This is a genomic window from Micromonospora sp. LZ34 (assembly GCF_052981855.1).
The window spans coordinates 72,014-96,020 of the sequence record NZ_JBRIQN010000022.1; the positions used below are offsets into that span (position 1 = coordinate 72,014).

Annotated in this window: 24 protein-coding genes; 12 read left to right on the forward strand and 12 right to left on the reverse strand. The window is 73.3% G+C overall.

Annotated features, from left to right (window positions below; genetic code table 11):
- Positions 1–6: 6 nt before the first annotated feature.
- The gene (locus ACVCAH_RS22595) at positions 7–2,076 is read left to right on the forward strand and encodes a choice-of-anchor D domain-containing protein (RefSeq protein ID WP_447138176.1); all 2,070 of its coding nucleotides are present in this window, start codon (positions 7–9) and stop codon (positions 2,074–2,076) included.
- A 116-nt stretch (positions 2,077–2,192) separates the two neighbouring features.
- Here the strand turns inward: ACVCAH_RS22595 and ACVCAH_RS22600 are convergent, their stop codons facing one another.
- Positions 2,193–2,855 carry a DUF5701 family protein gene (locus ACVCAH_RS22600; RefSeq protein WP_447138177.1) on the reverse strand — a complete coding sequence of 221 codons (663 nt, stop codon included), beginning with the start codon at positions 2,853–2,855 and terminating at the stop codon, positions 2,193–2,195.
- A 364-nt stretch (positions 2,856–3,219) separates the two neighbouring features.
- On the opposite strand from ACVCAH_RS22600, the gene ACVCAH_RS22605 reads away from it, so the two are divergent.
- From ACVCAH_RS22605 to ACVCAH_RS22615, 3 genes are all read left to right on the forward strand, one after another.
- Entirely contained in the window at positions 3,220–3,696 is a 477-nt protein-coding gene (locus ACVCAH_RS22605) for a hypothetical protein (protein ID WP_447138178.1), read from the forward strand.
- An 85-nt stretch (positions 3,697–3,781) separates the two neighbouring features.
- Positions 3,782–4,273 carry a SigE family RNA polymerase sigma factor gene (locus ACVCAH_RS22610; RefSeq protein WP_447138179.1) on the forward strand — a complete coding sequence of 164 codons (492 nt, stop codon included), beginning with the start codon at positions 3,782–3,784 and terminating at the stop codon, positions 4,271–4,273.
- Positions 4,274–4,287: 14 nt separating this feature from the next.
- Positions 4,288–5,184 (forward strand): hypothetical protein, encoded by an 897-nt coding sequence (locus ACVCAH_RS22615; protein ID WP_447138180.1) that lies wholly within the window; start codon positions 4,288–4,290, stop codon positions 5,182–5,184.
- A gap of 33 nt (positions 5,185–5,217) precedes the next feature.
- On the opposite strand, the gene ACVCAH_RS22620 is transcribed toward ACVCAH_RS22615, so the two are convergent.
- The 4 genes from ACVCAH_RS22620 to ACVCAH_RS22635 all read right to left on the reverse strand — a co-directional run bounded on the left by ACVCAH_RS22620 (position 5,218) and on the right by ACVCAH_RS22635 (position 9,937).
- Positions 5,218–5,985, reverse strand: coding sequence for a LytR/AlgR family response regulator transcription factor (locus ACVCAH_RS22620; protein ID WP_447138181.1), 768 nt, complete (start codon positions 5,983–5,985; stop codon positions 5,218–5,220).
- On the reverse strand, positions 5,982–7,202 hold the full coding sequence (locus tag ACVCAH_RS22625; protein ID WP_447138182.1) for a sensor histidine kinase: 1,221 nt from the start codon (positions 7,200–7,202) through the stop codon (positions 5,982–5,984). Before ACVCAH_RS22625 ends, ACVCAH_RS22620 begins: the two co-directional genes overlap by 4 nt.
- Before the next feature lie 39 nt (positions 7,203–7,241).
- Positions 7,242–8,813 (reverse strand): sugar transferase, encoded by a 1,572-nt coding sequence (locus tag ACVCAH_RS22630; RefSeq protein WP_447138225.1) that lies wholly within the window; start codon positions 8,811–8,813, stop codon positions 7,242–7,244.
- A gap of 263 nt (positions 8,814–9,076) precedes the next feature.
- Entirely contained in the window at positions 9,077–9,937 is an 861-nt protein-coding gene (locus ACVCAH_RS22635; RefSeq protein ID WP_447138183.1) for an Fpg/Nei family DNA glycosylase, read from the reverse strand.
- 24 nt (positions 9,938–9,961) lie between these two features.
- On the opposite strand from ACVCAH_RS22635, the gene ACVCAH_RS22640 reads away from it, so the two are divergent.
- Positions 9,962–11,236 carry a glycosyltransferase family 4 protein gene (locus tag ACVCAH_RS22640; protein ID WP_447138184.1) on the forward strand — a complete coding sequence of 425 codons (1,275 nt, stop codon included), beginning with the start codon at positions 9,962–9,964 and terminating at the stop codon, positions 11,234–11,236.
- 298 nt (positions 11,237–11,534) lie between these two features.
- Here ACVCAH_RS22640 and ACVCAH_RS22645 read toward each other — a convergent pair whose 3' ends face one another.
- From ACVCAH_RS22645 to ACVCAH_RS22665, 5 genes are all read right to left on the reverse strand, one after another.
- Positions 11,535–12,257, reverse strand: coding sequence for a CDP-alcohol phosphatidyltransferase family protein (locus tag ACVCAH_RS22645; protein WP_447138185.1), 723 nt, complete (start codon positions 12,255–12,257; stop codon positions 11,535–11,537).
- Positions 12,232–13,299, reverse strand: coding sequence for an iron-containing alcohol dehydrogenase family protein (locus tag ACVCAH_RS22650; RefSeq protein ID WP_447138186.1), 1,068 nt, complete (start codon positions 13,297–13,299; stop codon positions 12,232–12,234). Before ACVCAH_RS22650 ends, ACVCAH_RS22645 begins: the two co-directional genes overlap by 26 nt.
- Positions 13,287–14,018: a phosphocholine cytidylyltransferase family protein gene (locus tag ACVCAH_RS22655; protein WP_447138187.1), complete on the reverse strand. Its 732-nt coding sequence runs from the start codon at positions 14,016–14,018 to the stop codon at positions 13,287–13,289. The genes ACVCAH_RS22650 and ACVCAH_RS22655 overlap by 13 nt, the downstream gene beginning before the upstream one ends.
- A gap of 78 nt (positions 14,019–14,096) precedes the next feature.
- Complete coding sequence (locus ACVCAH_RS22660) at positions 14,097–14,867, reverse strand: hypothetical protein (RefSeq protein ID WP_447138188.1); 771 nt, start codon at positions 14,865–14,867, stop codon at positions 14,097–14,099.
- A complete protein-coding gene (locus ACVCAH_RS22665; protein ID WP_447138189.1) occupies positions 14,864–15,313 on the reverse strand; it encodes an NUDIX hydrolase in 450 nt (149 codons plus the stop codon). Before ACVCAH_RS22665 ends, ACVCAH_RS22660 begins: the two co-directional genes overlap by 4 nt.
- Before the next feature lie 114 nt (positions 15,314–15,427).
- On the opposite strand from ACVCAH_RS22665, the gene ACVCAH_RS22670 reads away from it, so the two are divergent.
- The 3 genes from ACVCAH_RS22670 (at position 15,428) to corA (ending at position 18,615) form a co-directional block, all read left to right on the forward strand.
- Entirely contained in the window at positions 15,428–15,820 is a 393-nt protein-coding gene (locus ACVCAH_RS22670) for a CBS domain-containing protein (protein WP_447138190.1), read from the forward strand.
- A gap of 197 nt (positions 15,821–16,017) precedes the next feature.
- The gene (locus ACVCAH_RS22675) at positions 16,018–17,112 is read left to right on the forward strand and encodes an aminotransferase-like domain-containing protein (protein WP_447138191.1); all 1,095 of its coding nucleotides are present in this window, start codon (positions 16,018–16,020) and stop codon (positions 17,110–17,112) included.
- A 354-nt stretch (positions 17,113–17,466) separates the two neighbouring features.
- Entirely contained in the window at positions 17,467–18,615 is a 1,149-nt protein-coding gene (gene corA / locus ACVCAH_RS22680) for a magnesium/cobalt transporter CorA (RefSeq protein WP_447138192.1), read from the forward strand.
- Positions 18,616–18,724: 109 nt separating this feature from the next.
- On the opposite strand, the gene ACVCAH_RS22685 is transcribed toward corA, so the two are convergent.
- Positions 18,725–19,519 carry a hypothetical protein gene (locus tag ACVCAH_RS22685; protein ID WP_447138193.1) on the reverse strand — a complete coding sequence of 265 codons (795 nt, stop codon included), beginning with the start codon at positions 19,517–19,519 and terminating at the stop codon, positions 18,725–18,727.
- Positions 19,520–19,603: 84 nt separating this feature from the next.
- Here ACVCAH_RS22685 and ACVCAH_RS22690 point away from each other — a divergent pair, with 84 nt between their 5' ends.
- Positions 19,604–20,134, forward strand: a complete 531-nt coding sequence (locus ACVCAH_RS22690) for a peptidylprolyl isomerase (RefSeq protein WP_447138194.1) — start codon at positions 19,604–19,606, stop codon at positions 20,132–20,134.
- 90 nt (positions 20,135–20,224) lie between these two features.
- Entirely contained in the window at positions 20,225–21,136 is a 912-nt protein-coding gene (locus ACVCAH_RS22695) for a rhomboid family intramembrane serine protease (protein WP_447138195.1), read from the forward strand.
- An 8-nt stretch (positions 21,137–21,144) separates the two neighbouring features.
- Here the strand turns inward: ACVCAH_RS22695 and ACVCAH_RS22700 are convergent, their stop codons facing one another.
- On the reverse strand, positions 21,145–21,570 hold the full coding sequence (locus ACVCAH_RS22700; protein ID WP_447138196.1) for a PH domain-containing protein: 426 nt from the start codon (positions 21,568–21,570) through the stop codon (positions 21,145–21,147).
- A gap of 88 nt (positions 21,571–21,658) precedes the next feature.
- Here ACVCAH_RS22700 and ACVCAH_RS22705 point away from each other — a divergent pair, with 88 nt between their 5' ends.
- Complete coding sequence (locus tag ACVCAH_RS22705) at positions 21,659–22,831, forward strand: thiolase family protein (RefSeq protein ID WP_447138197.1); 1,173 nt, start codon at positions 21,659–21,661, stop codon at positions 22,829–22,831.
- Between the two features lie 136 nt (positions 22,832–22,967).
- Positions 22,968–23,966: a phosphotransferase gene (locus tag ACVCAH_RS22710; RefSeq protein ID WP_447138198.1), complete on the forward strand. Its 999-nt coding sequence runs from the start codon at positions 22,968–22,970 to the stop codon at positions 23,964–23,966.
- The last annotated feature ends 41 nt before the right edge of the window (positions 23,967–24,007 follow it).

A 24,007-nucleotide genomic window follows, 5' to 3' on the forward strand; every position in this document is an offset into this window, starting at 1 on the left:
GTCCTCATGCGCATGTTCCGCGCGCTGCTCGGCATGGTGGTCGCCGTGACAGGTGCGTCGGTCGTACCGACCGGGATGGCGCTCGCCGCGCCGGCCTCACCGCATACAGCCCTGACCATCGACGTGGGCGACCACGGCGGCCACCCGGTCCCCACCTCCGGGGTCTACGACACCGACAACTCTCAGGTGGACGCGAAGGCCTTCGGCGAGTACGTCTCCTTCTACATCACCCGTCCGGGCGAGTACGTCGACCTGGGGCTGCGCCCGCCGGAGGGGCAGCGCTGGGTCGAGGGGCAGACGTACCCGATGAGCGGTCTCCTCACCGCCACCGACAAGGGCTATCTGTTCCTGGGCTCGACCGGTCGCGCCTGCAGTGACAGTTCCGGTTCCGTGACGGTCCTCGACGTTGTGCGCGACCCGGTCTCGGGCGCGATGACCTCGTTCGCCGCGGCCTACACGTACCGCTGCCCACCGAGCACCGGAACGCTCAGGGGCGAGATCCGGTGGAACTCCACGCTGGACTACGTCGCCGCCGTGCCGGACGTCGCGGCGGTCGACCTCGGCCGGGTGGAGATCGACGGTGCCGTACCCACCCGGACGGTGACCGTCACCTCGGCGGGCAGTGTGCCGGCGGTCTTCGGTGCGGCGAGCCTCGGCGGTGCCGAGCCGGCGCAGTTCGCCATCTCCGGTGACACCTGCTCCGGCCGGACCGTCGCGCCGGGCGGCACCTGCTCGGTGACCATCTCGACCCGGGCCACCCGCAGCGGTGAGCATCTCGCCCAGCTGGTGCTGCCGGACAACAGCACCCACGGCACCCACCTGGTGCCGCTGCGGTACGACGCCTACGAGGGCGTGGTCGGGATGTACTACCCGCTGCCGCCGCAGCGGCTGATGGACACCCGGATCGGGCTCGGTGCGCCCAAGGCGCCGATCGGCCCCGGGCAGACGGTCGACCTCGACATCACCGGCCGGGCCGGGGTGCCGGTCGGTGCCGGCTCGGTCGTCCTGAACGTGACGGTGACCGGCCCGACCGCCGACAGCTTCCTCACCGTCTATCCCGCTCACCAGAACCGCCCGACGGCCTCGTCGATCAACTTCCCGGCGGGCTGGCTGGGGTCGAACAACGTGACCGTGAAACTCGGTGCCGGTGAGGTGTCGATCTACAACCGCGCCGGCTCGGTCCACGTGGTGGTCGACGTCGTCGGCTTCTATGCCGAATTCAACAGCGTCCAGGAGACCAGCGGGCGGGGCGGCCACTACCTTCCGGTGACGCCGACCCGCCTGTTCGACACCCGGGCCACCGGTGGTGCCGTACCGGCCGGGGGCCGGGTGCGGGGCTGGGTCGACTTCGGGTACGAGGTCAACACGCACGTCCGGGGCCTGGTGCTGAACGTCACCGCGGTGGCGCCGGCGAAGGGCGGCTTCCTGACCGCCTGGTCGGGCGAGGGCGACCTGCCGACCTCGTCGACGGTCAACTACGGAGCCGGCAAGGTCGTGCCCAACCTGGCCTTCGTGCAGACGACCTGGTGCGGCACGTGTGTCAGCGGGCGGTGGGTGCGGTCCTTCACGGTGCACACCTCGCAGAGCGCGAACGTGGTGGTCGACCTGGTCGGTGTCATCGACGACGGCACCGTCGCGAACGGGCTGCGGTTCCGGCCGCTGAGCCCGACCCGGATCGTGGACAGCCGCTCCGGGCTCGGCACCTCCGGCGCGCTCGGCCCGAACGTCACCCGCCGGATCGTCGCTCCGGCCACCATGGCCAGCGAGGCGACGCGGGCGCTGGCGATGAACGTGACGGCGGTGTCGCCGGCGAGCAACACCGTGATCACCGTCTGGCCGGCGGATGCGGGTCTGGGCAAGCCGGCGACCAGCAACCTGAACCCCGCCGCCGGGCAGATCGTGTCCAACGCCGCGATCGCCGGGATCGGCCCGCAGGACGCGTTCCACGCGCACAACCTCACCGGCAGTACGCACCTGGTGGCCGACGTGGTGGGCACCTTCTACCTCTACCCCGGTACGGCGGGCAGGTCGTCCGCCGGGGGCCTCGCGCTCGTCGCCGCCGGCGCCGTTCGCTGACAGCGAGCGGAAGGGGGGCGTCCCGGCCGGCCGGGACGCCCCCCTTCCCGTCCGCGACCCCGGCGGCCGGCACCCGGCGAGGTGCCGGGTGCCGGCCGCGCGGCTCGCGGTGGTGGTCAGTTCAGCCCGACCCGTTCCGGCCGGGCGGAGGCGGAGCCGAGCCAGGTGTGCGGGTTGCCGTACCAGCACCAGCCCAGCTTCGGCGCGCCCTGGCTGATCCAGATCGCCGGCACCCGCTTGTCGCCGCAGCGCGAGCCGACCAGCGAGAAGCACTTGTTCTTGGCCAGCGCCGCCGGGTACAGCGTGACGAAGGCGAGCCCCTCGTCGATGGTGAGCGGCAGCCGGTCCTGAGCAGTGATCACCTCCATCGCGGCCGACGGCGCCAGGTTCAGCGTCTCCTCGCCCCGGTCGACGTCGAAGAGCAGGTACGCCGGGCCCTCGGGCACCTCCAGTTCCTTGATCGGGTCGAACTTCGGCAGGTCGCCCTCGGCGTAGTGCCGGTCCAGGAAGCCGGGCTTGCGCTTGCCGGCCAGCGTGGTGCGCGCCAGCCGCTCCTCGACCGGCACCAGGTCCCGGGTGACCACCAGCAGGAACGGCACCCGTGCCTCAGTGGGCGCGGGCAGGCCCGCCGTGCCGGTGACGGCCGCCGCCCGCAGTGGGGCGACCAGTTCCCGGAAGGCGTCCTCGGTCAGGTTGGCGAGCGCCGGGTAGCCCAGTTCCACCAGGCGGTCGAGTTGGCGGTCGAATTCGGTCGCGGCGTCGAACAAGGCGGCCTCCATTCTCGTACGGAGTACCGTACAGCGTACGACACGGAGTCCTTATTCCCTCCGCGAGAATGTGTCTTCGACCCGCCGGGTCGAGCGGTCATGCAACCCCTGCGGCGATCCGTCAGTCATTAGGGTTATGAAGGTCATCAGGAAGCGGTTCGGCGTGCCGCTCGCGGTGCTCCTCGGGCTGTCCGTGGCCGGCGAGCCGGCCCCGAGCGGTGATCGGCCGGACGCCGTCGGCGGCATACCGGCACCCGTGACTGCGTCGGCCGCCAGCCTTCGGCGGATGGACGCCCCGATGCCCCGCGGCGACATCCGGTCGGTCCCCTCGCGGGCGGAATCGGCGGAGGTGACGGCGCGGCGGATGGTCGTGGCGGTGAACCGAGCGCTTCTCGCGGAAGCCCCGGCCGCGGTCTGGAGCCCGTCGCCGGACCGCCCGGCGTACCTGGTGACAGTAGGGCGGGACGGCCGCCCGAACTCCGTCCGGATCGGCTCGCCGCTGGTGCGCCAGGAGCGCCGGGGCGACCTGCAGGTGACGATCACCCTCGGTGTGCCCGAGGCGCGGGCACGCCGGTTCGACTGGTCCTGCCGGTCGGCCGATCGGCGCACGGGCGCGCTCTGCGACGAATCCCCGGCACCGGACGGCACGCGGATGAAGGTCCAGACGAGCGTCGGGAGGGACGGTTCCGTCCGGCACCGGGTCGACGTCGAGTTGCCGGAGGCCGGCCGGCTCCAGTTGGACGTCTCAAACAGGTCCGGCAAGACTGACCACCGGCCCGCCTCGGACGCCCCGCTGCTGATGGGGGAGGCCCGGGCGGTGGCGCAGAACATCGCCACCAGGATCGGATCCTGACCGCCGCGAGCCGCGCCCGGTGCAACCTCGCGGCACGATCGCTGCGTCGTACGGCCGTGATGGTCAGTGGAGAGGAAACAGCGCGGTGAGGCGGGCCGAGGAGGACGACTTCCACGCCTTCGTCACCGAGCGGATGGATCGCTGGCGGCGCAGCGCGTACCTGCTCTGCCAGGACTGGCACACCGCCGACGACGTCGTGTCGGTCGCCGTCGCGAAGCTCTACCGGGGCTGGCGGCAGGTCAGCCGGGCGGAGAACCGCGACGCGTACGCCCAGCGGGTGCTGACCCGCTCCTGGCTCGACGAGCGGCGCCGCCCCTGGCACAACCGGGAGCAGTCCAGGGCGGCGGTGCCGGACGCGGCCGGCGTGGTGTCGGAGACGGTGACCGACCGGGACGGGCTCGCCGCGCTGCTGCGCTCGCTCGCCCCGAAGCAGCGGGCGGTGCTCGTCCTGCGCTTCTACCTCGACTACTCGGTGGAGGAGACGGCCCGGATGCTCGGCATCTCCGCCGGCACGGTCAAGAGCCAGTCGGCACGCGGGCTGGCGAACCTGCGTACCGCCGTCAACGGCCAGTTCTGAGCGGGAGGCACCCGATGAGTCACCAGTTGTTCGACGAGTTGATCGGCAACCCGCCGCCGGCCCGGGTCGACGTGCCGGGCATCGTCCGGCGGGAACGGCGGGCCCGGGCCACCCGGCGACTCGGCGGCTCGCTGGCCGCCGTGCTGGCCCTGGCGCTGGCCGGCGGCGTCGGCGTCGCCGTACGCGAGCAGGACCCGACGCCGGCCCCGCCGCCGGTCGCGGCCTCCTCGCCCACCCCGGACACCCGGTTCCGGCTGGTCTTCGACACCGAGGAGACGGCCGACGCCACCGCCCGGCGGCTCAGCCAGGAACTGGACCGGGCGCTGCGGGAAGTCGCGCCCGGCGCGACGTGGGTCTGGATGCCGGAGTACCTCGGCGAGGCCCGCAAGCCCGACGGGCAGCCGCCGACGTTCGTCCACAACGGCACCTCCGACCTGGTCAACGGCACCTCCGGGGTGAGCTACCAGGGGCGCAAGGGTGCCCTGGGCGTGTCCATCGCGCCGGATCGGAGCGACCCGGACGAGACCGGGTCCCACGGGTCGTGCCGGCGTCCGCCGGGCGCCCAGGAGGGCGAACGGTTCCTCCCGGGGTGCATGGAGGCGACCGGGTTCCACTGGCCGTGCCGGCTTCCGCCGGAGGTCCAGGAGGACAATCGGTACCGCCGGGAGTGCGTGGAGGGAACCACGCCGAGCGGTGCCCGGACGAAGACGCAGACGTACACCGGCCGGCGGCAGCAGAGTGTGCAGCACGTGGTGAGCGTCCAACTGCCGGACAACCGGGTGCTCGAGGTGAGCGTCCTGAACATGGTCGGGGTCGACGAGTCGGCGGTGCCGGCGCAGCCGGAGTCCCCGCTGTCCCGCGAGCAGGTGACCGCCATCGCGCGTTACCTGGAGGGGCGGGTCAAGGCCTGACGGCCGGCGGAGCGGGACCGGGCTGGCGCGCGCTCAGCGGTTCCAGTCCTGCTTCGCCGCCCGCACCAGCTTGTCCTTCAGTTCCCGGGTGTGCCGCCGGCTCACCGGCAGCTCCGTCGAGTCGATCACCACCACGTACCCGGAGTTGACCAGCCGCAGCTCGGCGATCAGCTTCAGCTGCACCAGGTACGACCGGTGGATCCGGACGAACCCGGCGTCCGCCCAGCGTTCGGCCAGGGTCGCCAGCGACACCCGGACCAGGTGCGAGCCGTCGGCGGTGTGCAGCCGGGCGTAGTCGCCCTGCGCCTCCACCCAGCGCACCGCTGAGCGGGGCAGCATCCGGGTGGTGCCGGCCAGCTCGATCGGGATCGTCGGGTCCTCCTCGGCCCGGGCCAGCGCGGCCGGGTGCGACGGCACCACCCGGGAGCCGATCACCCGGCGCAGCGACTCGGCGAGCCGCTCGGCGCGGACCGGCTTGCGGACGTAGTCGGTGGCGCCGAGGTCGAAGGCGTCCACCGCCCCGTCGTCGTACGCGGTGACGAAGACGATCGCCGGCGGCCGGGCGAACCGGCGCAGCACCCGGGCCAGCTCCATGCCGTCCAGGCCGGGCATCCGGATGTCGAGGAAGACCACGTCCACGTCGCCGTCGCGGAGCACCCGGAGCGCCTCGGTGGCGTCCCCGGCCGTGTGCAGCCGGGCTACCCGGGGATCCGACCGCAGGTGGTAGGCCAGCTCGTCCAGCGCCGGTGGCTCGTCGTCGACCGCCAGCACCCGGAGAAACCCGGACGGGTTCGCGCTCACGAACCCGCCCGTACGCCCGGGTGGAACTTCGGCACCCGCATGCTCACCTTCGTGCCCGAGCCCAGCCCGGTCTCGACGACCAGGCCGAAGCCGTCCCCGAAGACCGACCGGAGCCGCTCGTCGACGTTGGAGAGGCCGACGTGCTGGCCCGGGTCGTCGCCCAGGTCACCGGCCGCCAGCTCGGCGATGCCGGCGGTCAGCGTGGCCGGATCCATTCCCACCCCGTCGTCCTCCACCGTGATGTGGCACTCCGCGCCCGCGTCCCGGGCCTCGATGCTCACCATGCCCGTGCCCGGCTTGCGGGACAACCCGTGCCGGACGGCATTCTCCACCAGCGGTTGCAGGCAGAGGAACGGCAGCGTCACCGGCAGCACCTCCGGGGCGATCTGCAACCGCACCTGGAGCCGGTCGCCGAACCGGGCCCGCTCGATGGTCAGGTAGCGGTCGATCGAGCGCAGCTCCTCGGCCAGCGTGGTGAACTCCCCGTGCGCCCGGAACGAGTAGCGGGTGAACTCGGCGAACTCCAGGATCAGCTCCCGGGCCCGCTCCGGGTCGGTGCGGACGAACGAGCCGATCGCGGTCAGCGCGTTGTAGATGAAGTGCGGGCTGATCTGCGCCCGCAACGCCCGGATCTCGGCCCGGGCTAGCCGCTCCCGGGACGAGTCCAGCTCGGCGAGCGCGAGCTGGTTACCGGCCCAGTGCGCGGTCTCCAGGGTGGCCTGCACCAGCCCGGGCGCGGGCGCGGCGTCGGCGATCGCGACCAGGGCGCCGACCACCCGCCCGTCCGGGCCGGCCAGTGGCGCCACCACCGCGCCGCGGACCGGGCAGTCGACCCGGTCGCAGTGCAGCTCCGCGTCGCCCAGCACGGTCGAACGCCCGGCCGCCACGGCCCGGCGGGCCGCCGCGGCCAGTTGCCCGCCGTGGTGCCCGCCCCGCCCGTCCAGGGCGAGCAGCTCCGCCTGGTCGGTCAGGGCCAGCCCGACCGCGCCCACCAGGGCGCGCAGGTGGCGTACGGCCTTCGCCGCGTTCGCCGCGCTCAGCCCGGCCCGCAGCGGCTCGGCGGCCAGCCCGGCGGTGTGCAGCACCTCGTAGGTGGCCCGTTGGGTGGCGGTGGCGATGCCCCGCCGCCCGCGCAGCCGGACGACCGCGAACAGGGCCGCGCCCAGCGCGGTGACCAGCGAGACGACGCCGAAGACGGCGGAGAGGTTGCCACCCACGCCCAGATCCTGTCGGCTCCGGACCCCGACGCCAAGGGGTCAGTACGCTCCCTTGCGGGCGAGCACCACGCCGACCGTGCGCCACAGGATGCTCAGGTCGTACGCCAGCGACCAGTTGTCGACGTAGTAGAGGTCCAGCCGGACCGCCTCGTCCCAGGAGAGGTCGGAGCGGCCGGAGACCTGCCAGAGCCCGGTCATGCCGGGGCGGACCAGCAGCCGGCGGCGCACGTCGCCCAGGAAGTCGCCGTCGTCGGCCGGGAGCGGACGCGGCCCGACCAGCGACATCTCGCCCCAGAGCACGTTGATCAGCTGCGGCAGCTCGTCGAGCGAGGTGGCCCGCAGGAAGCGGCCCACCGGGAAGACCCGGGGGTCCTGCTTCATCTTGAACAGCATGCCGTCGGTCTCGTTCTGGTCGACCAGGCTGGCCAGCCGCTCCTCCGCGTCGACGTACATGGTCCGGAACTTCCACACCCGGAAGGTGCGCCCCTCGTGGCCCACCCGGGGCTGGCGGAAGAAGACCGGCCCCGGGTCGGAGATCCGGATCGCGATCGCGATGGCCAGGAAGACCGGGACCAGAAGCAGCAGCCCGAGCCCGGCGGCCACCCGGTCCATCAGGTTCTTGGCCAGCAGCGCCGGCCCGGACAGGGTCGGCTCCTCCACGTGCAGCAGCGGCAGGCCCTCGATCGGGCGGATGTGCACCCGGGGGCCGGCGATGTCGGTCAGCTGCGGCGCGACGACCAGGTCGACGCCGGAGCCCTCCAGCTGCCAGGCCAACCGGCGCAGCTCACCCGGCTCGGCGCTGGCCGAGCCGCAGACCGCGATGGTGTCACCGCCGACCTCGCGGACCAGGGCCAGCACGTCGCGGCCCGCGTACACCGGGACCGGGGTCTGCATGCCCCGGGCGGCCGCGTAGCCGTCGGTGACGTGGATGGCGACCGGCATCAGCCCGGCCGCCGGGTTGCGGGTGACCGCGGTGTAGACCTCGAGGCACTCCGGCAGGGTGCCGACCAGCACCATCCGGTGCCCGGCCTGGCCGATGTTGCGCCGGACCGCGTGCAGCACGAAGCGGCAGAGGATCCGGTTCAGCAGGATCAGCATCAACGCCGCGAGCAGGGCGGTGCCGACGGTGTACCGGGACAGGTCGGTCTTGGTGGCGAAGGCGATGAACGAGACCGTGGCCGCGACGGCGACGCCGGCCCGGATCACCCGCTTGAACTCGTCCGGGCCGAGGCCGAGGTAGCGCCGGTCGTAGGCGCGGTTGCCCCAGAGGATCACCACCCAGCCGAGCGGCAGCAGCACGAACGCCACCGTGTGGAACCAGGTCGGGTCCTGCTCGGCGTTGTAGAAGCCGGCCCGGGACTGGTCGAACGCCTGGATGGCGATCAGGCTCGCCACGGCCGCCGCCGCGAAGTCGAGCAGCAGCAGCAGGGCGATGTAGGGACGGTGCCAGCGGGACACGCGGCGCCGGGCCCGGGCCCACGCCGAGCGGGGTACGCCGTTGTGGGACGGCGATGCCGGCGGCTGGATCTCGAAGCTGTCGACGTGCCGCACGAGTTTGCTCCGGCCTTCGTTGGTTACCGGGCGCTGGAGGCTTGTCGTCACCTCACCCATGTCCTCCCGCATGACACGTGCCGCTCACTCGCAGTGAGGGCCCGGGTCGCCCACCGTCCCAGTCTCCCACGCGGGCACCGGCCCGACGCCGACCCGGAGGACAATGCGCCTGGCTGGTGCGGCAGGGATCTGGCCGGCTCCGTGCCCTTTGGAAGCCGGGGACCGAGCCACTATACCGATGGATGGCCACCCTGGAAGAGACTCGGACCGGAGGTTCGGCGATCGAAGTCCGATTCCTCTCCGTAACCATGGAGTGGTGTTACTCACCGTACAAGGCGGGACAACCGTCGGTCAGCCAGCGGCTTGCCGCCGGTCTGACAGGTCGGGCAGTACTGGAGGCTGGAGTCGGCGAAGGAGACCTCCCGGACGGTGTCCCCGCAGACCGGGCAGGGCTGGCCGGTGCGGGCGTGCACCTTCAGCCCGGAGCGCTTCTCGCCCTTCAGCTCCGCCGCCTTCTGGCCGAGCGACCGGCGCACCGCGTCGCCGAGCACCTGCCGGGTGGCCTCGTGCAGCGCCGCCAGCTGGTCGTCGGTCAGCCGGTCGGTGATCGCGAACGGGGAGAGCTTCGCCGCGTGCAGGATCTCGTCCGAGTACGCGTTGCCGACCCCGGCGAGCACCGCCTGGTCGGTCAGCACCCCCTTGACCTGGCCCCGGCGGCTGCGCAGCCGGGCGCTGAAGGTGGCCAGGTCGGCGGCGAGCGCGTCCGGGCCGAGCTTGGCCACCCCGGGCACCGTCGCCGGGTCGGTGACCAGGTAGACGGCCAGTTTCTTCTGGGTGCCGGCCTCGGTGAGGTCGAAGCCGGAGCCGTCGTCGAGGCGTACCCGCAGCGCGATCGGCCCCTTGCCGGGGCGCAGCGGGGCCGCCGATCCGAAGGCCTCCCGGTAGTGCAGCCAGCCCGCCCGGGCCAGGTGCACCACCAGGTGCAGGTCGCCGTCGAGCATCACGTCGAGGAACTTGCCGTGCCGGCGGGCGTCCACCACCGCGCGCCCGGCCGCCGCGGTCGGCGCCGGGTCGTACGTCTTCAGGGCGCTGATCGCGGCGACCTCCAGCCGGTCGACACGCCGCCCCACCGCGCGCTCGCGCAGGTAGCCCGCGAGCGCCTCAACCTCCGGGAGTTCGGGCATCAGCCAACGGTAGCCTTCTTTCCCGTGAGAATCGTGGTGGCGCACAACCGGTACCGGGAGGCCCAGCCGTCCGGGGAGAACACCATCGTCGACGCCGAGATCGCCCAGCTCACCGCGGCGGGCGTCGAGGTGCTGCCGTTCCTGCGCAGCTCGGACGAGATCCCGACGATGCCGAAGACGGCCAAGGCGCTGCTGCCGATCTCCCCGATCTACGCGCCCCGCGCCCAGCAGGACCTCAGCCGGCTGCTCACCGAGCACCGGCCGGACGTGCTGCACCTGCACAACCCGTACCCGCTGATCTCGCCCTGGGTGGTGCGGACGGCGCACCGGCACGGCGTGCCGGTGGTGCAGACGGTGCACAACTACCGGCAGGTCTGCTCCTCCGGGCTCTACTTTCGGGACGGGATGATCTGCCAGGACTGCCGGGGCCGGGCGCTGGGCGTGCCGGCGATCGTGCACCGCTGCTACCGGGGGTCGCGGGCGCAGAGCGCGCTGATGGCCACCACGCTGGCGGTGCACCGGGGCACCTGGCGCTCGGTGGACCGGTTCATCGCGCTCACCTCGGCGGTCGCCGACCACCTGCGCGACTACGGCATCCCCGCCGAGCGGATCGTGGTGAAGCCGAACGGCATCCCCGACCCGGGCCGGCCCGCCCCGCTCGGCGACGGGTTCCTCTTCCTCGGCCGGCTCTCCCCGGAAAAGGGGCTGGGTCTGCTGCTGGACGCGTGGCGGCGGCACCCGGACGGCGCGCTCGGCCCGCTGCGCATCGCCGGCGACGGTGAACTGCGCCCGCTGGTCGAGGCGGCGGCCGCCGAGCGGGCGGACGTCACCTTCCTCGGCCCGCTGGACCGCGCCGGCGTGCGTGCCGCGCTGGAGTCGAGCGCGGTGGTGCTGGCCACCTCGACCTGGCACGACGTGCTGCCCACCGTGATCATCGAGGCGCTGGCCGCCGGCCGGCCGGTGCTCGGCACCGCCCTCGGCGGCATCCCCTACCTGGTCGGCGCGGACACCCCCCGGGAACCGGCCGGCACCGGCCCGGCGGCCGTCGCCTCCGCCGTCCCCGGTGCCGGGCTGGCCACCCTGCCGACGGGGGTGGTGGCGGGCGAAGCGGGCTGGGTGGTGCCGCCGGAGCCGGCCGCGCTGGCCGGCGCGCTCCCGGTGGCCCGGGCCGGCGCGGTGACGCTGGCGACCGCCGCCCGCGCCCGCTACGAGCGCACCTTCCACCCCGACGTGGTCACCAGGCAGCTCATCGACATCTACACCGGCGTGATGCGCACCGGAACGCCCGTCGACCGCTGACCTCCACCCGCCGTCCCAAGCCCGGCCCGCCCGCTCCGCCGTCCCGCTCGCTCCGCCGTCCCGCCCCGGCCCCGCTGCCAGCCCGGGTGGGCTCAACCCCAGCTGCCCCCAGCCCGCCAGCTGCCCCTTGCCCGTCAATCGGGACCGCCGTTCCATCAGCTGGAATGACGAAGAGATCTTGGTGGGAAACGGCCCCTACAGGGGCCACTTGCTACCAAGATCTCTCGGCGCTCGGCGCTCGGCGCTCGGCGCTCGGCGCTCGGCGCTCGGCGCTCGGCGCTCGGCGCTCGGCGCGGGGTCAGCGGAGCGAGGCGCGGGCGGAGAAGGCGATGCTGGCCAGCAGGAAGCCGCCGTTGACGAGGGTGAAGGCGACGATCACCCAGAACGCCAGGGCGGGGGCGAGGAGCAGCACCAGCGCGGCCACGAAGATCACCGCGCCGTAGTCGCGGACCAGCTTCACGAGGCGTACCGGCAGCGACGTCGAGGTGACCATGCTCGCGGCGTTCGGGCCGGCCTGCATCACCGAGGTGACCAGGTTGACCATCCAGGTGCCGGCGAAGACCGCCACCAGCCAGCTGGGGGTGGACGGCCGCTGCGCGACCGCGGTCGCCGACAGGGCGGCGACCAGGGCGATCTGCGCCGCCACGTCGCAGAGCACGTCGACGCGGGCACCGGCCGCGCTGCCCTGGCCGGTCACCCGGGCCAGCTGCCCGTCCGCGCAGTCCAGGGCGTACGCGACCTGCCAGCCGACCAGCGCGAGCAGCCCGACCAGCCAGGCCGGCACGTCGCCGGCGGCGACCGGCCCGGCGAGCGCCACCACGGTGACCGAGGTGGCCAGGCCGAGCACCAGGTTGGTGATGGTCAGCGCGGTGGGGCGCAGCCCGAGGCGCTGCGCGACGAGCGCGAAGACCGCGCCCAGCCACTGGCTGATCGATTCGCTGAACAGGCCGCCACCCCGGTTCACCCGGTGGAAGTCGGCGACGGTGGGACGGGGCTCAGCCAAGGTGGTCGCGGATTGCACCGGCGTAGTCTGCCAGCCGTTGCCGCGTCTCGGTAGGCGACATCGCCAGGTGTTCGAGGATGGTGTACCGGTCCGGCCGGGTGGCCGGCGCGAACTGCACGGCCTCGACGAACTGCTCGTCGGCCAGGCCCAGCTCGGCCGGTGTGGTGGCCAGACCGTGCCGGTGCAGGCAGCGGGCGAGCCGACTGAACCGGTCCGGATCCCCGCGGAGGAAGGTGCAGAAGAGGGCACCGAGCCCCACTTGCTCACCGTGCGAGCCGGTGCCGGGATAGAGCCGGTCGATCGCGTGTGAGATCTCGTGGTCGCCGCCGCTGGCGGGGCGGGTCGACCCGCACACTGAACTGGCGATACCGCCCAGGATCAGAGCCTCGGCCAGCGTGGTGAGGAAGCCGTCGTCGGTGATCTTGCCGGGGTGGTTGAGCAACGCCTCGGCGCCGGTGCGGGCCAGCGTCACGGCGAGCCCGTCGATCGGCTCGCCGCGTACCTCGTGGGCGAGTTCCCAGTCGGCGCAGGCGTTCAGGTTGCTCACCGCGTCGCCGATGCCGGCCTGGGTCTGCCGGTCCGGGCCGGTCTCCACGAAGTCGAGGTCGACCATGACCGCGATCGGGATGTGCACTCCGTAAGAGCCCTTGCCGCCCTCGTGGTCGAGCGAGGCGGTGGGGGAGGCGATGCCGTCGTTGGCCAGGCTGGTCGCCACGGTCACCATCGGAATCCCGTACCGGGTGGCCGCGTACTTGGCGGTGTCGATGGTCTTGCCGCCGCCGATGCCGACCACGGCGTCGTACTGGCGGCGGCGCAACCGGTCGCCAAGTTCGTTGGCGGCGTCGATGGTGCCGCCGGCGACCGTGAACACGTCGGCCGCGCCGAGCGACGGCCGGCACAGTTCGACGATCTTCTCGCCCTGGCCGGGGCCGACCACCACCGCGACGTCGCCGCCGGCGGAGATCCGCCGGTCGGCCAGGAGCGGGCCCAGGTCGGCGACCGCCCCACGCCGCACGTCGATGTGCAGCGGGGTCAGCACCGTACGGGCTAGTAGCGGCACGCGACCTCCCAGGCCCGGGCCAGGTCGGCGTGGTTGTCGACCTCGACCCAGGAGACGTCCCCGATCGGCGCGGCCCGCACCTCGCCGCCGCGGTCGGCGAACTCCTGGTAGCCGTCCTCGTAGTAGAGGTTCGGGTCGCGCCGCCAGGTCGCCTCGAGCGCGTCGGCCAGGGCGTCGGCCACCTGCGGCTCGATCAGCGTCGCGCCGATGTACTCCCCGTACGCCTCGCCCGGATCCATGATCTTGGTGATCCGGGTGAGCTGGCCGGCCGCGTCGAAGGTGGTCTTCATCTCCTCCTCGGCCAGCGCCTTGATCGTGTCGATCGCCAGCAGGATGCCCGGGCCGCGCTCGGCCAGCAGGGTCTTCTCCACGCTCACCGGGTGCACGGTGTCGCCGTTGACCAGCAGTACGCCCCGGGCGAAGTGCTCCCGGGCCAGCCAGAGCGAGTAGGCGTTGTTCCACTCCTCGGCCTTGTCGTTGTGCACCAGGGTGAGCGTGACGCCGTACCGCTTCTCCAGGTCGGCCTGCCGCTCGCGGACCGCGTCCGCCGCGTAGCCGACCACGATCACGATCTCGGTGAGCCCCACCTCGGCCAGGTTGCGCAGCGCGATGTCCAGGATGGTGGTGTCCCCGTCCACCGGCACCAACGCCTTGGGCAGGGTGTCGGTGTACGGGCGCAGCCGGCGCCCCGCCCCGGCCGCGAGCACCATCCCGATCATCCGACATCCTCCCTCGTACGACTCCCGGTCACCGGTGGAGGATAGCGCTGCGTGACAGAGCGGCCGTGGCCAACCGGTTCAGCCGGGCAGCGCCGCCAGGTCGGCGAGCATCGCCAGCCGCTCCTCGGCGGTCAGCACCAGATAGGGCGGGGCCGCCCGCCGGTCGGTCTCCAGGTCGATGGCGAGCCGCTCCGGCCCGGCCGGCAGGGCGGCGACACTCGACGCGGTGTGCCCGGCGGCGGTCCACGCGGCGGCGTGCGCGTCGGCCCGGTGGTAGCGCAGCGTGCCGAGCCGGTTGAGCAGCAGCACCCCGGGCGGGGTGCCGTCCGGCTCGTACGGCGGGGCCGTCGCGGCGAACGCCGCGCCCGTGCCGTCCCCCTCCTCCTCGGCGTGGACCAGCGCGTACGTCAGCAGCCGGCCGAGCGCCGCCACCAGCCGGACGACCCGCTCCTCGTGCCCGGCCCAGAGCTCCTCGGTCACCTCGGCGTGCACCCGCCACAGCTCGGCGAGGAAGGCCACGCCCCGGTCGGTGGCGGAGAGCCCACCGTCCGGCCGGCGGTGGATCATCCCGTACGCGACCTGTTTGTCCAGGGCCCGCTGGCAGGCGGCCGGATCCCGGTAGCGGGTAACCGCGGCGAAGCCGGCTCCGTCCACGGTCCCGCCGGGCATTGCGAGCCGGGTGCGGAACTCCACCAAGAAGCCGGTCGCGGCCGGTCCGCCGTAGCGCTGGCTGAGCTCGGCGCCGCCGCCGTCGCGCCCGGCCAGCATGGCGGCGACGAAGGCCCGGTCGACCGCCGGGGCCACCAGCCCGGCGAACCGGTGCGGCGGCAGCTCGACGGCGTCGTTCACAGACCGATCGAACGCAGGGCGGCGAAGGCTTCCTCGGCGATCCGCCGGATCAGCCCGTCGTTGACGTCGCGGTGCTCGTCGAGCAGGGCCAGTTCGTCGGCGCGGAGCCAGCGGAACTCGGTGTGCTTGCCCGCCTCCAGCCGGGGTCGGGCCAGGTCGCCGTCGACCCGGACCAGCCAGTCGCTCTCCACCCGGGCCACCCCGTCGTCGCCGACGTAGCGGTACTCGCCGACCTGGCCGAGCACGTGCGAGACCGTCCACCCGGTCTCCTCGGTCACCTCGCGGCGCAGCGCGTCGTCGACCTCCTCGCCGGGCTCCAGGTGTCCCCCGACGATGTCCCAGCAATTGGGAAAAAGGCGCCGGTCGGCGGACCGCCGCTGGAAGAAGAGGCGGGCGTCGTCGTCGACGATCAGGGCGCCGGCGCAGCGCAGAGGCTCGGTGGACACGCCACGACAGTAGCGAGCGCCCGGGCGTGGCGGCGATGCCCGGTCTTGTCCCGGAAACATCCGGGGTCCACGATGTCCGTACCGGGTGCCACCGTCCCACAGGGGTGATGCGTGATGCAGGTTCGGGAAGCGATGTCCAGCGAGGTTCTCGTGGTCGGCCCGGAGCACACGCTCCGGCAGGCCGCGCGGATGATGACGGCCCGCGGGGTCGGGTCGGCGGTCGTGATCGACCCGGACTCCGAGGGAGTCGGGATCATGACGGAACGTGACGTGCTGAAGGCGATCGGGGCCGGGTTGGACTGCGACGTCGAGCGGACCGGGGAGCACCTGACCTGGGACGTCGTCTACGCCGGGCCGGAGTGGACGGTGGAGGAGGCGGCCGCGGCGATGGCCCGGGGCGGCTTCCGGCACCTGGTGGTGCTCGACGGCCGCGAGGTGGCCGGGGTGATCTCCGTCCGGGACATCATGCGGGTCTGGGCCGGCAGCCGGATGGTCGGCGCCGGCTGAGCCGCGGCTCCGCCCGGCGCGCGGCTCGCGGGTCGCGGTGGAGGGGCTGTTCCGGTACGCGCAGCACGACCCGCTCGGCCTTCCGGTCGGATCTGTCGGCCACCGGTCGACGCAGGTCACCCGACCCGGTGGCTCAGGATGCGGACATCGCCGTGCCGTCCGCGCGCACCCCGTCGCCGCCCGTACGCTGAACAGCCATGACCGCCGAGCAGCTGATCTCCTTCGCCCGTGGCGCTCCCTCGCTGGACATCGTCGATGTCGAGGGGCTCAAGGCCGCCGCCGTCCGCGCGTTCGACGCCGACCCCGCCGGGGTGACCGCCTACGGCACCTCCGTCGGCTACCTCCCCCTGCGGGAGTGGATCGCCGCGAAGCACGGGGTGAAGGCGGAGCAGGTCCTGGTCACCAACGGCTCGTTGCAGGCCGACGCGTTCCTCTTCGACCACCTGGTCCGCCCCGGCGACGCGGTGGTGGTCGAGCGGCCCACCTACGACCGGACCCTGCTCAATTTGAAGCGGATGGGCAGCGAGCTGCACGGCGTCACCATCCAGCCGGACGGCCTGGACACCGCCGAGCTGCGCAAGCTGCTGGAGTCGGGGGTGCGCCCGCGGCTGGCCCACGTCATTCCGAACTACCAGAACCCGGCGGGCGTGACGCTCTCCCTGGAGAAGCGGCGCGAGCTGCTCGACCTGGCCGCCGAGTACGACTTCACCATCTTCGAGGACGACCCGTACGCCGACATCCGGTTCCGGGGCGAGGCACTGCCCTCGATGCTCTCGCTGGACACCCGCGGCGTGGTGGTGCACGCCTCCAGCTTCACCAAGACGGTCTGCCCCGGGGTGCGGGTCGGTTACCTGGTCGGTCCGGCGGACCTGATCGCCGACATCGCCAAGAAGGCGACCAGCCTCTACATCTCGCCCGGCATGGTCTCCGAGGCGATCGTGCACCAGTTCTGCGTCTCCGGCGACATCGACCGCTCGATCGAGACCGTACGCGCCGCGCTCGGCGAGCGGGCCCGGGTGCTCGCCGAGTCGCTGCGCCGGCACATCCCGGAGGCCCGCTTCGTCGAGCCGGACGGCGGCTACTTCCTCTGGATCGAGCTGCCCGAGGACGTGCTGGTCGACCGGCTCGCCCCGGCCGCCGCCGAGCGCGGGGTGGCCGTGGTCAAGGGCAGCGACTTCGTCGTCGAGGGCGGCCAGCACGCCCTCCGGCTGGCGTTCTCGGCGGTCACCGCCGACCGGATCGACGAAGGTGTCCGGCGGCTGGCCGAGGCGATCGCGGCCGTCCGGGGCTGATTTCTGTCGGGTTTCCGACAGTATGACGATACCGGCCGTCCCGGGACTCCCGCCGGGGCGGCCCGCGGCCCACAATGCTGCGAGCGTCATTCACCACGTGTAGCGGAATTCACTCCCCCGGCGCGGCCCCGAGGTCACCGGAGGAAAGTGCCGGCCCCAGCCGATCCGCCCCACGGTGCGTGGCGCGACCAGCACAACCCCCGCCCCCAAAGGGCGCCGGGTGGGCCGTGTCGTCCTTCACCCCCGATGCGGCCCGGCCCGCCCGGCGCCACCCCCGCACCCCGATCGTCACCGGCGGTGATCGGCGCGGCGGCGTAACCTGCAAGCCGCAGCGAAGCGTGGAAGGGGGGCGCGATGACGGACCGGGCCGAGCGGGAGCGGGTGGTGCCGCAGAGCGCCGGGCGGGTGCTCAAGCCCCGGGCCTGGGTGGCGCCGGTCCGGGCGATGGCCCGCCGCCGAGGCGCCGAGGAGTCCCCGGACACCTCCCCGCCCAGCGGCCCCGGGCGCAGCGCCGTGGTCGACTGCGCGCTCTACGTCGACGGCCGGCGGCAGCCGGGCGACTGGCAGTACGCCGAGGCGCTCCAGGCCGCCCGCCGGGCGGAGCACGGTTTCGTCTGGCTCGGCCTGCACGAACCGTCGCTGGACGAGATGACCGCCATCGCCGCCACCTACGGCCTGCACGAGCTGGCGGTCGAGGACGCGGTCAAGGCCCAGCAACGCCCCAAGCTGGAGCAGTTCGGCGAGGTCAGCTTCCTGGTGCTGCGGACCGCCCGGTACTGCGAGCACGCGGAGCTGACCGAGACCTCGGAGGTCGTCGAGACCGGCCAGGTGATGCTCTTCATCGGCCCCAACTTCCTGATCAGCGTCCGGCACGGGGACGCCTGCCGGCTCTCGCCCGTCCGGGCCGACCTGGAGACCAAGCAGGAGTTGCTGCTCCAGGGCCCGTGGGCGGTGGCGTACGCGGTCACCGACCGGGTGGTGGATCTCTACCTGGAGGTGGCCGACCGGCTGGAGGACGACCTCGACACGCTGGAGGCCGAGGTCTTCGACCGGCACGCCACCGGCCGGATCCAGCGGATCTACCAGATGAAGCGGGAACTGGTGGAGTTCAAGCGGGCGGTGACCCCGCTGCAACGGCCGCTGCTGACACTCACCTCGCAGATGAACCGGGACGTGCCGAAGGAGGTCCGCCGCTACTTCCGGGACGTGCAGGACCACCTCAGCCGGACGGTCGAGCAGGTCAACTCCTACGACGACCTGCTCAACTCGATCCTCCAGGCGCGGCTGGCCCAGGTCACGGTCGACCAGAACAACGACATGCGGAAGATCGCCGCGTGGGCGGCCATCGCCGCGGTCTGGACCGCCATCGCCGGCATCTACGGAATGAACTTCGACGTCATGCCGGAGCTCCGGATGACGTACGGCTATCCGGTCGTGCTCGCGCTGATGCTGACCATCTCGCTGGCCCTCTACCGCTGGTTCCGCCGCAACGGCTGGCTCTGACCCGCGCCGGCGGCCGGTGCGCACGCGGAAGCGCCGGCGTCGCGGGGGTGCCCCCGCCTCGCCGGCGCTTCCCGCGACCCGCGGGTCAGCGGCGTCGGTGACCCTCGGGTCAGCGACGCCCGTTGGTCCGGGCGGTGTCCTTGCCCATCGCCTTGCTCAGGTCGTCGGCCGGTCGGCCGGAGACGTCCCGGGCTCCCTCGGCCACCGACGGGACCTTCTTCGTCTCCTGGATGGTCGGCTGCTTGCCGGGGGAGGTGGTGGAGGCGCTGTCGCCGCCGGCCACCGCCGAGCTGCCGGCCCCGGTCGGGCCGCCGGCCACCGCCGAGCCGCTGGACATCGTGGACGCGTCGGTCACCGTCGTGCCGCCGGCCGACCGCGTCTTCACCTCGATGGTGTCCACCTCGTCGCGCATCGGCTCCAGCGTGCGGGTCGGGTCGTACTCGGCCCACTCCTGCTGCTCACGGCGGCGGCGCAGAGCCATCGCCCCGGCCAGGCCGGCCACCGCGCCGGCGGCCAGCAGACCGGTCATCATGGACCCGCGACGGCGGGGCTGCTTCTTCTTGCCAGTGATCCGCATGTTCTTCGCCTTGGCCTTCCTGGTCATCGAGCCCGCCTGCCCGGCACCGTCACGGGCGGCGGCGGCCAGCGGGGCGAGCGTGGTGAGCGTGGTCCCCCAGCCGGTCGCGGCGCGGTCACGCACCTTCGCCGCCGTCGGCGCGACGAAGCCCCGGGCCGCCTGGACCCGCGGGCCGACGTTCGCGCCGGCACCCTTCGCGGCATGGTTGGCTGCCTGCATCAGGTGGCTGATGCTCTGGTTCAGCTCGGCCCTGGCGAGCTGCCCCTGGGACTTACGCCGCCCGATTCCAAACACGGTCCCACCTCCTGGGAGTTGTTCCTCCGTCATCCTCCACCTTCGGATGCCTCCGCATGGCCAGATCGGGCACATGGGAGGATCCGCATGGAACTGACCAACGAGTGAGGAGTACCCGTGGCCGAGGCTGTCTACGCCACCTTGCACACCAACGCCGGCCCGATCCGGCTGGAGCTCTTCCCCAACCACGCGCCGAAGACCGTCCGCAACTTCGTCGAGCTGGCCGAGGGCAAGCGCGAATACATCGACCCGCGCACCGGTCAGCCGGGCAGCGGACCGTACTACGACGGCACCATCTCGCACCGGGTGATCAGCGGCTTCATGGTCCAGATGGGCGACCCGACCGGCACCGGTCGCGGTGGCCCCGGCTACAAGTTCGCCGACGAGTTCCACCCGGAGCTGCGCTTCGACCGGCCGTACCTGCTGGCGATGGCGAACGCCGGGCCCGGCACCAACGGCTCGCAGTTCTTCATCACCGTCTCGCCGACGCCGCACCTGAACAACCGGCACACCATCTTCGGTCAGGTCGCCGACGAGGCCTCGGCGAAGGTCGTCGACACGATCGCCAACACCCCGACCGGCCCGAGTGACCGGCCGCTGCAGGACGTGGTCATCGAGCGGGTCGAGATCGAGCACGCCGAGGGCTGAGCCTCGGCGAGGTACCTTTGCTCGCATGACTGAGCGCTCCGGAGGGCGGGCCCGGCGGGACCGTACGGTCCCGGAGGAAAGGCCGGCGCGATGAGCGAGTCGCCGCCGACCACCCCGGTCTGCTACCGGCACCCGGGCCGGGAGACCTACGTCCGGTGCACCCGCTGCGACCGGCCGATCTGCCCGGACTGCATGCGGGAGGCGTCGGTCGGGCACCAGTGCCCGGAGTGCGTCAACGAAGGACGCCGTAGCGTGCGGCCGGCGCGTACCGCCTTCGGTGGCGGTGCCGCCGGCCGGCACGGCTACGTGACCAAGGCGCTGATCGCGCTCAACGTGCTGCTGATGCTGCTCTCCATCGCCTCCGACCGCGGCGGCGACGCGGCCGCCGGCGGTTCCGGCTTCGGCGGCCTGCTGGGCGGCCCCACCCCGCTCACCGACTGGGGCTCGGTGCTGGGCGGTGCGATGTTCCCCGACGGAGCTGTCGGCGGCATCGCCGAGGGCCAGTGGTACCGGCTGGTCACCGCGATGTTCCTGCACTTCGGCGTGGTCCACCTGCTGCTGAACATGTGGGCGCTGTGGGTGCTCGGCCGGTCGCTGGAGGCCAACCTCGGGCCGCTGCGCTTCCTGTCGCTCTACCTGCTCGCCGGTTTCGGCGGGAACGTCGCCGCGTACCTGTTCAGCGAGCCGAACGTGACCACCGCCGGCGCCTCCACGGCCATCTTCGGGCTCTTCGCCGCGCTCATCGTGATCGAACGGAAGATGGGCCGGGACATCTCCCAGGTCATCCCGATCCTGGTGGTCAACCTGGTCTTCACCCTGACCGTGCCGGGCATCTCCATCCCCGGGCACCTGGGCGGCCTGGTGGTCGGCGCGGCGATGGCGCTGGTGCTGGCGTACGCCCCGCGGTCGCGGCGCACGCTGGTGCAGCTGGCCGGCGGCGCGCTCCTGGTGCTGGCGCTGCTCGGCCTGGCGCTGGTCCGTACCGCCGCCCTGGTCGGCTGAGCGGCGGGTCAGGCCGCCGGGCGGGCACTGCGCAGCGCCTCGGCCACCTCGGCCGGCTCGGCGCCCAGGTCGGAGCGGCCGAACAGGTGCAGCGACTCGCCGGCGTCGATCTCCAGCACCTCGCTGGTCAGGCCCAGCCGGGCGCGGCGGTCCACGGTGATCGCCTCGACCGCGGTCCAGGGCAGCCGGCGGCGCCCGGCCCAGCCCGCGATCACGGTGATGCCCTCGGGGTCGACGGCCAGCCGGACCGGGGCGACCACGTCGCGCAGTGCCCAGCCGAGCAGCGCGGCGGCGGCCAGCCCGGCGAGCACCAGCTGGACCGGATCGCCGCCGGCGAGGAGCAGCCCGAGCGCCACCAGCACGACCGCGCCGGCGGCCTTCAGCACCGGCAGGGCGGCGGGCACCCGCCACTGCCCCGACGACTCAGCTTCCATCCGCCCAGCATGCCAGCGCCCCGTGGGGGGACGACCGCCCCGCCGAGGACGTAGGATCGGGGACGACCCAAGTTACCGGGGAGTAGACATGAGTGACGCGGTTATCGTCGGCGCGGTACGCACCCCGGTGGGGCGGCGCAAGGGCAGCCTGGCCACGGTCCACCCGGTGGACCTGTCGGCGCACGTGCTGCGCGCCCTCGCTGAGCGCACCGGCATCGACCCGGAGCAGGTCGACGACGTCATCTGGGGCTGCGTGTCGCAGGTCGGCGAGCAGTCGTGGAACATCGCCCGCAACGGCGTACTGGCCGCCGGCTGGCCGGAGTCGGTGCCCGGCACCACGCTCGACCGGCAGTGCGGGTCGAGCCAGCAGGCGCTGCACTTCGCCGCCGCCACCGTGCTCTCCGGCCAGGCCGACCTGGTGGTCGCCGGCGGCGTGGAGTCGATGTCCCGGGTGCCGATGGGCTCCAGCGTGGCCGGTGGGATGCCCTTCAGCGACCAGGTGCGCGACCGCTACCGGGGCGTGACCGGCTTCGCCGACGAGTCCCCCCTGCCGTTCAACCAGGGCGTCGGGGCCGAGCTGATCGCCCAGCGCTGGCGCTTCTCCCGGGCCCAGCTCGACGAGTACGCGCTGGCCAGCCACGAGAAGGCGGCCGCCGCGCAGGACGCCGGCGCGTTCGACGCCGAACTCGCCCCGGTGGCCCTGGCCGACGGCGGCAAGTTCGCCGCCGACGAGGGCATCCGGCGGGACACCTCGCTGGCGAAGCTCGGCGAACTGCCCACCCCGTTCCGGCCCGACGGCGTGGTCACCGCCGGCTCCGCGTCGCAGATCAGCGACGGCGCGGCGGCGCTCGCCGTCACCACCAGCGAGTGGGCCAGCCGACACGGCCTGCGCCCGCTGGCCCGCGTCCACACCGCCGTGGTCGCCGCGGACGACCCGGTCACCATGCTCACCGCCCCCATCCCGGCCACCGCCAAGGCGCTGCGCCGCGCGGGGCTGGGCATCGAGGAGATCGGGGTGTACGAGGTGAACGAGGCGTTCGCCCCGGTGCCGCTGGCCTGGCTGGCGGAGACGGAGGCGGCCCCGGAGCGGCTCAACCCGCGCGGCGGCGCGATCGCCCTCGGGCACCCGCTGGGCGCGTCCGGCGCCCGGATCATGACCACGATGCTCGCCCACATGCGCGACAACGGCATCCGCTACGGCCTGCAGACGATGTGCGAGGGCGGCGGCATGGCCAACGCCACCATCGTCGAGCTGCTCTGACCCACCGCCCCGGCACCGGCGGCCGGGCGGGGCCCCGCCGAGTCGGCGGTCGGTTCCCGGGCGTCCGCCGGTCGTTAGGGATGGGAGGCCGGTAATGGCCTCGCCCGGCGGGCGGCGGGGGCCTACATTGCCGTGCGTGACCGCCACCTCGACGCCGCACACCGGCTGGGCCGACCCGCACTGGCAGGCCGCCGCCCTCGACTGGGTGACCGACCAGCTCGGCCGGCAGGGCCGGCGGGTCACCGGCCCGGTCGAGCCCCGGATCCGTCCCTGGTCGCTGGTCTGGCGGGTGCCGACCGATGCCGGGGACGCCTGGTTCAAGGCGAACAACCCGGGCACCGCGCACGAGGCCGGGCTGCTGGCCGTGCTGGCCCGGCGCACGCCCGGTCGGGTGCTCGACCCGATCGCCGTGGACGCGGACCGGGGCTGGTCGCTGCTGCCCGACGGCGGCGAGTCGCTGCGCGACCTGCTCGCCCGGGACCGGGACCTGACCCGCTGGGAGCAGGTCCTGCCCGACTACGCGGCGCTCCAGCTCGCCCTCGCTCCCCGGGTCGACGAGCTGCTCGCCGCCCGCGTGCCCGACCACCGGCCCGAGATCCTGCCTCGCCTCCTCGCCGAGCTGCTCGACGATCGTGGGTCGCTGCTGATCGGCGCCGAGGACGGGCTCAGCCCCGAGACGTACGACCGGCTGCGCGGGCTGCTGCCCCACTACGCCGACCGGTGCCGGCGACTCGCCGAGATCGGCATCCCGGCCAGTCTTCAGCACGACGACCTGCACGACGGCAACGTCTTCGTCACCGCCGACGGTTACCGCTTCTTCGACTGGGGCGACGCCTCGGTGGCGCACCCGTTCGGCACCCTGCTCGTGACGCTGAACTCGGTCGGTCACGTCCTCGCACTCGCCCCCGGCGACCCGGCGCTGGTCCGGTTGCGCAACGCGTACCTGGAGGCGTGGACGGACCGGTACGACCGGGCCACCCTGCGCGAGGCGGCCGCGCTGGCCATCGGGGTGACCAAGGTGAGCCGCTTGCTCTCCTGGCGGCGTGCCCTGGACACCGCCGACCCCGCCCGGTCCGAGTACGCCGCGGCGGTGCCCGGCTGGCTGGCCGAGCTGCTGGAGCCGGATCCGGCCTGACCCGGACGGGCGACCGGGTGGTCACCGCCGACCCGGTCGGC

Bases quoted from the DNA above. Each gene is read 5' to 3' on its own strand.
- ACVCAH_RS22615 (WP_447138180.1), top strand. From the start codon at position 4,288: ATGAGTCACCAGTTGTTCGACGAGTTGATCGGCAACCCGCCGCCGGCC.
- ACVCAH_RS22595 (WP_447138176.1), top strand. From the start codon at position 7: ATGCGCATGTTCCGCGCGCTGCTCGGCATGGTGGTCGCCGTGACAGGT.
- ACVCAH_RS22700 (WP_447138196.1), bottom strand. From the start codon at position 21,570: ATGGAAGCTGAGTCGTCGGGGCAGTGGCGGGTGCCCGCCGCCCTGCCG.
- ACVCAH_RS22600 (WP_447138177.1), bottom strand. From the start codon at position 2,855: ATGGAGGCCGCCTTGTTCGACGCCGCGACCGAATTCGACCGCCAACTC.
- ACVCAH_RS22675 (WP_447138191.1), top strand. From the start codon at position 16,018: ATGACCGCCGAGCAGCTGATCTCCTTCGCCCGTGGCGCTCCCTCGCTG.
- corA (WP_447138192.1), top strand. From the start codon at position 17,467: ATGACGGACCGGGCCGAGCGGGAGCGGGTGGTGCCGCAGAGCGCCGGG.
- ACVCAH_RS22685 (WP_447138193.1), bottom strand. From the start codon at position 19,519: ATGACGGAGGAACAACTCCCAGGAGGTGGGACCGTGTTTGGAATCGGG.
- ACVCAH_RS22630 (WP_447138225.1), bottom strand. From the start codon at position 8,813: ATGGGTGAGGTGACGACAAGCCTCCAGCGCCCGGTAACCAACGAAGGC.
- ACVCAH_RS22670 (WP_447138190.1), top strand. From the start codon at position 15,428: ATGCAGGTTCGGGAAGCGATGTCCAGCGAGGTTCTCGTGGTCGGCCCG.
- ACVCAH_RS22695 (WP_447138195.1), top strand. From the start codon at position 20,225: ATGAGCGAGTCGCCGCCGACCACCCCGGTCTGCTACCGGCACCCGGGC.
- ACVCAH_RS22705 (WP_447138197.1), top strand. From the start codon at position 21,659: ATGAGTGACGCGGTTATCGTCGGCGCGGTACGCACCCCGGTGGGGCGG.
- ACVCAH_RS22635 (WP_447138183.1), bottom strand. From the start codon at position 9,937: ATGCCCGAACTCCCGGAGGTTGAGGCGCTCGCGGGCTACCTGCGCGAG.
- ACVCAH_RS22655 (WP_447138187.1), bottom strand. From the start codon at position 14,018: ATGATCGGGATGGTGCTCGCGGCCGGGGCGGGGCGCCGGCTGCGCCCG.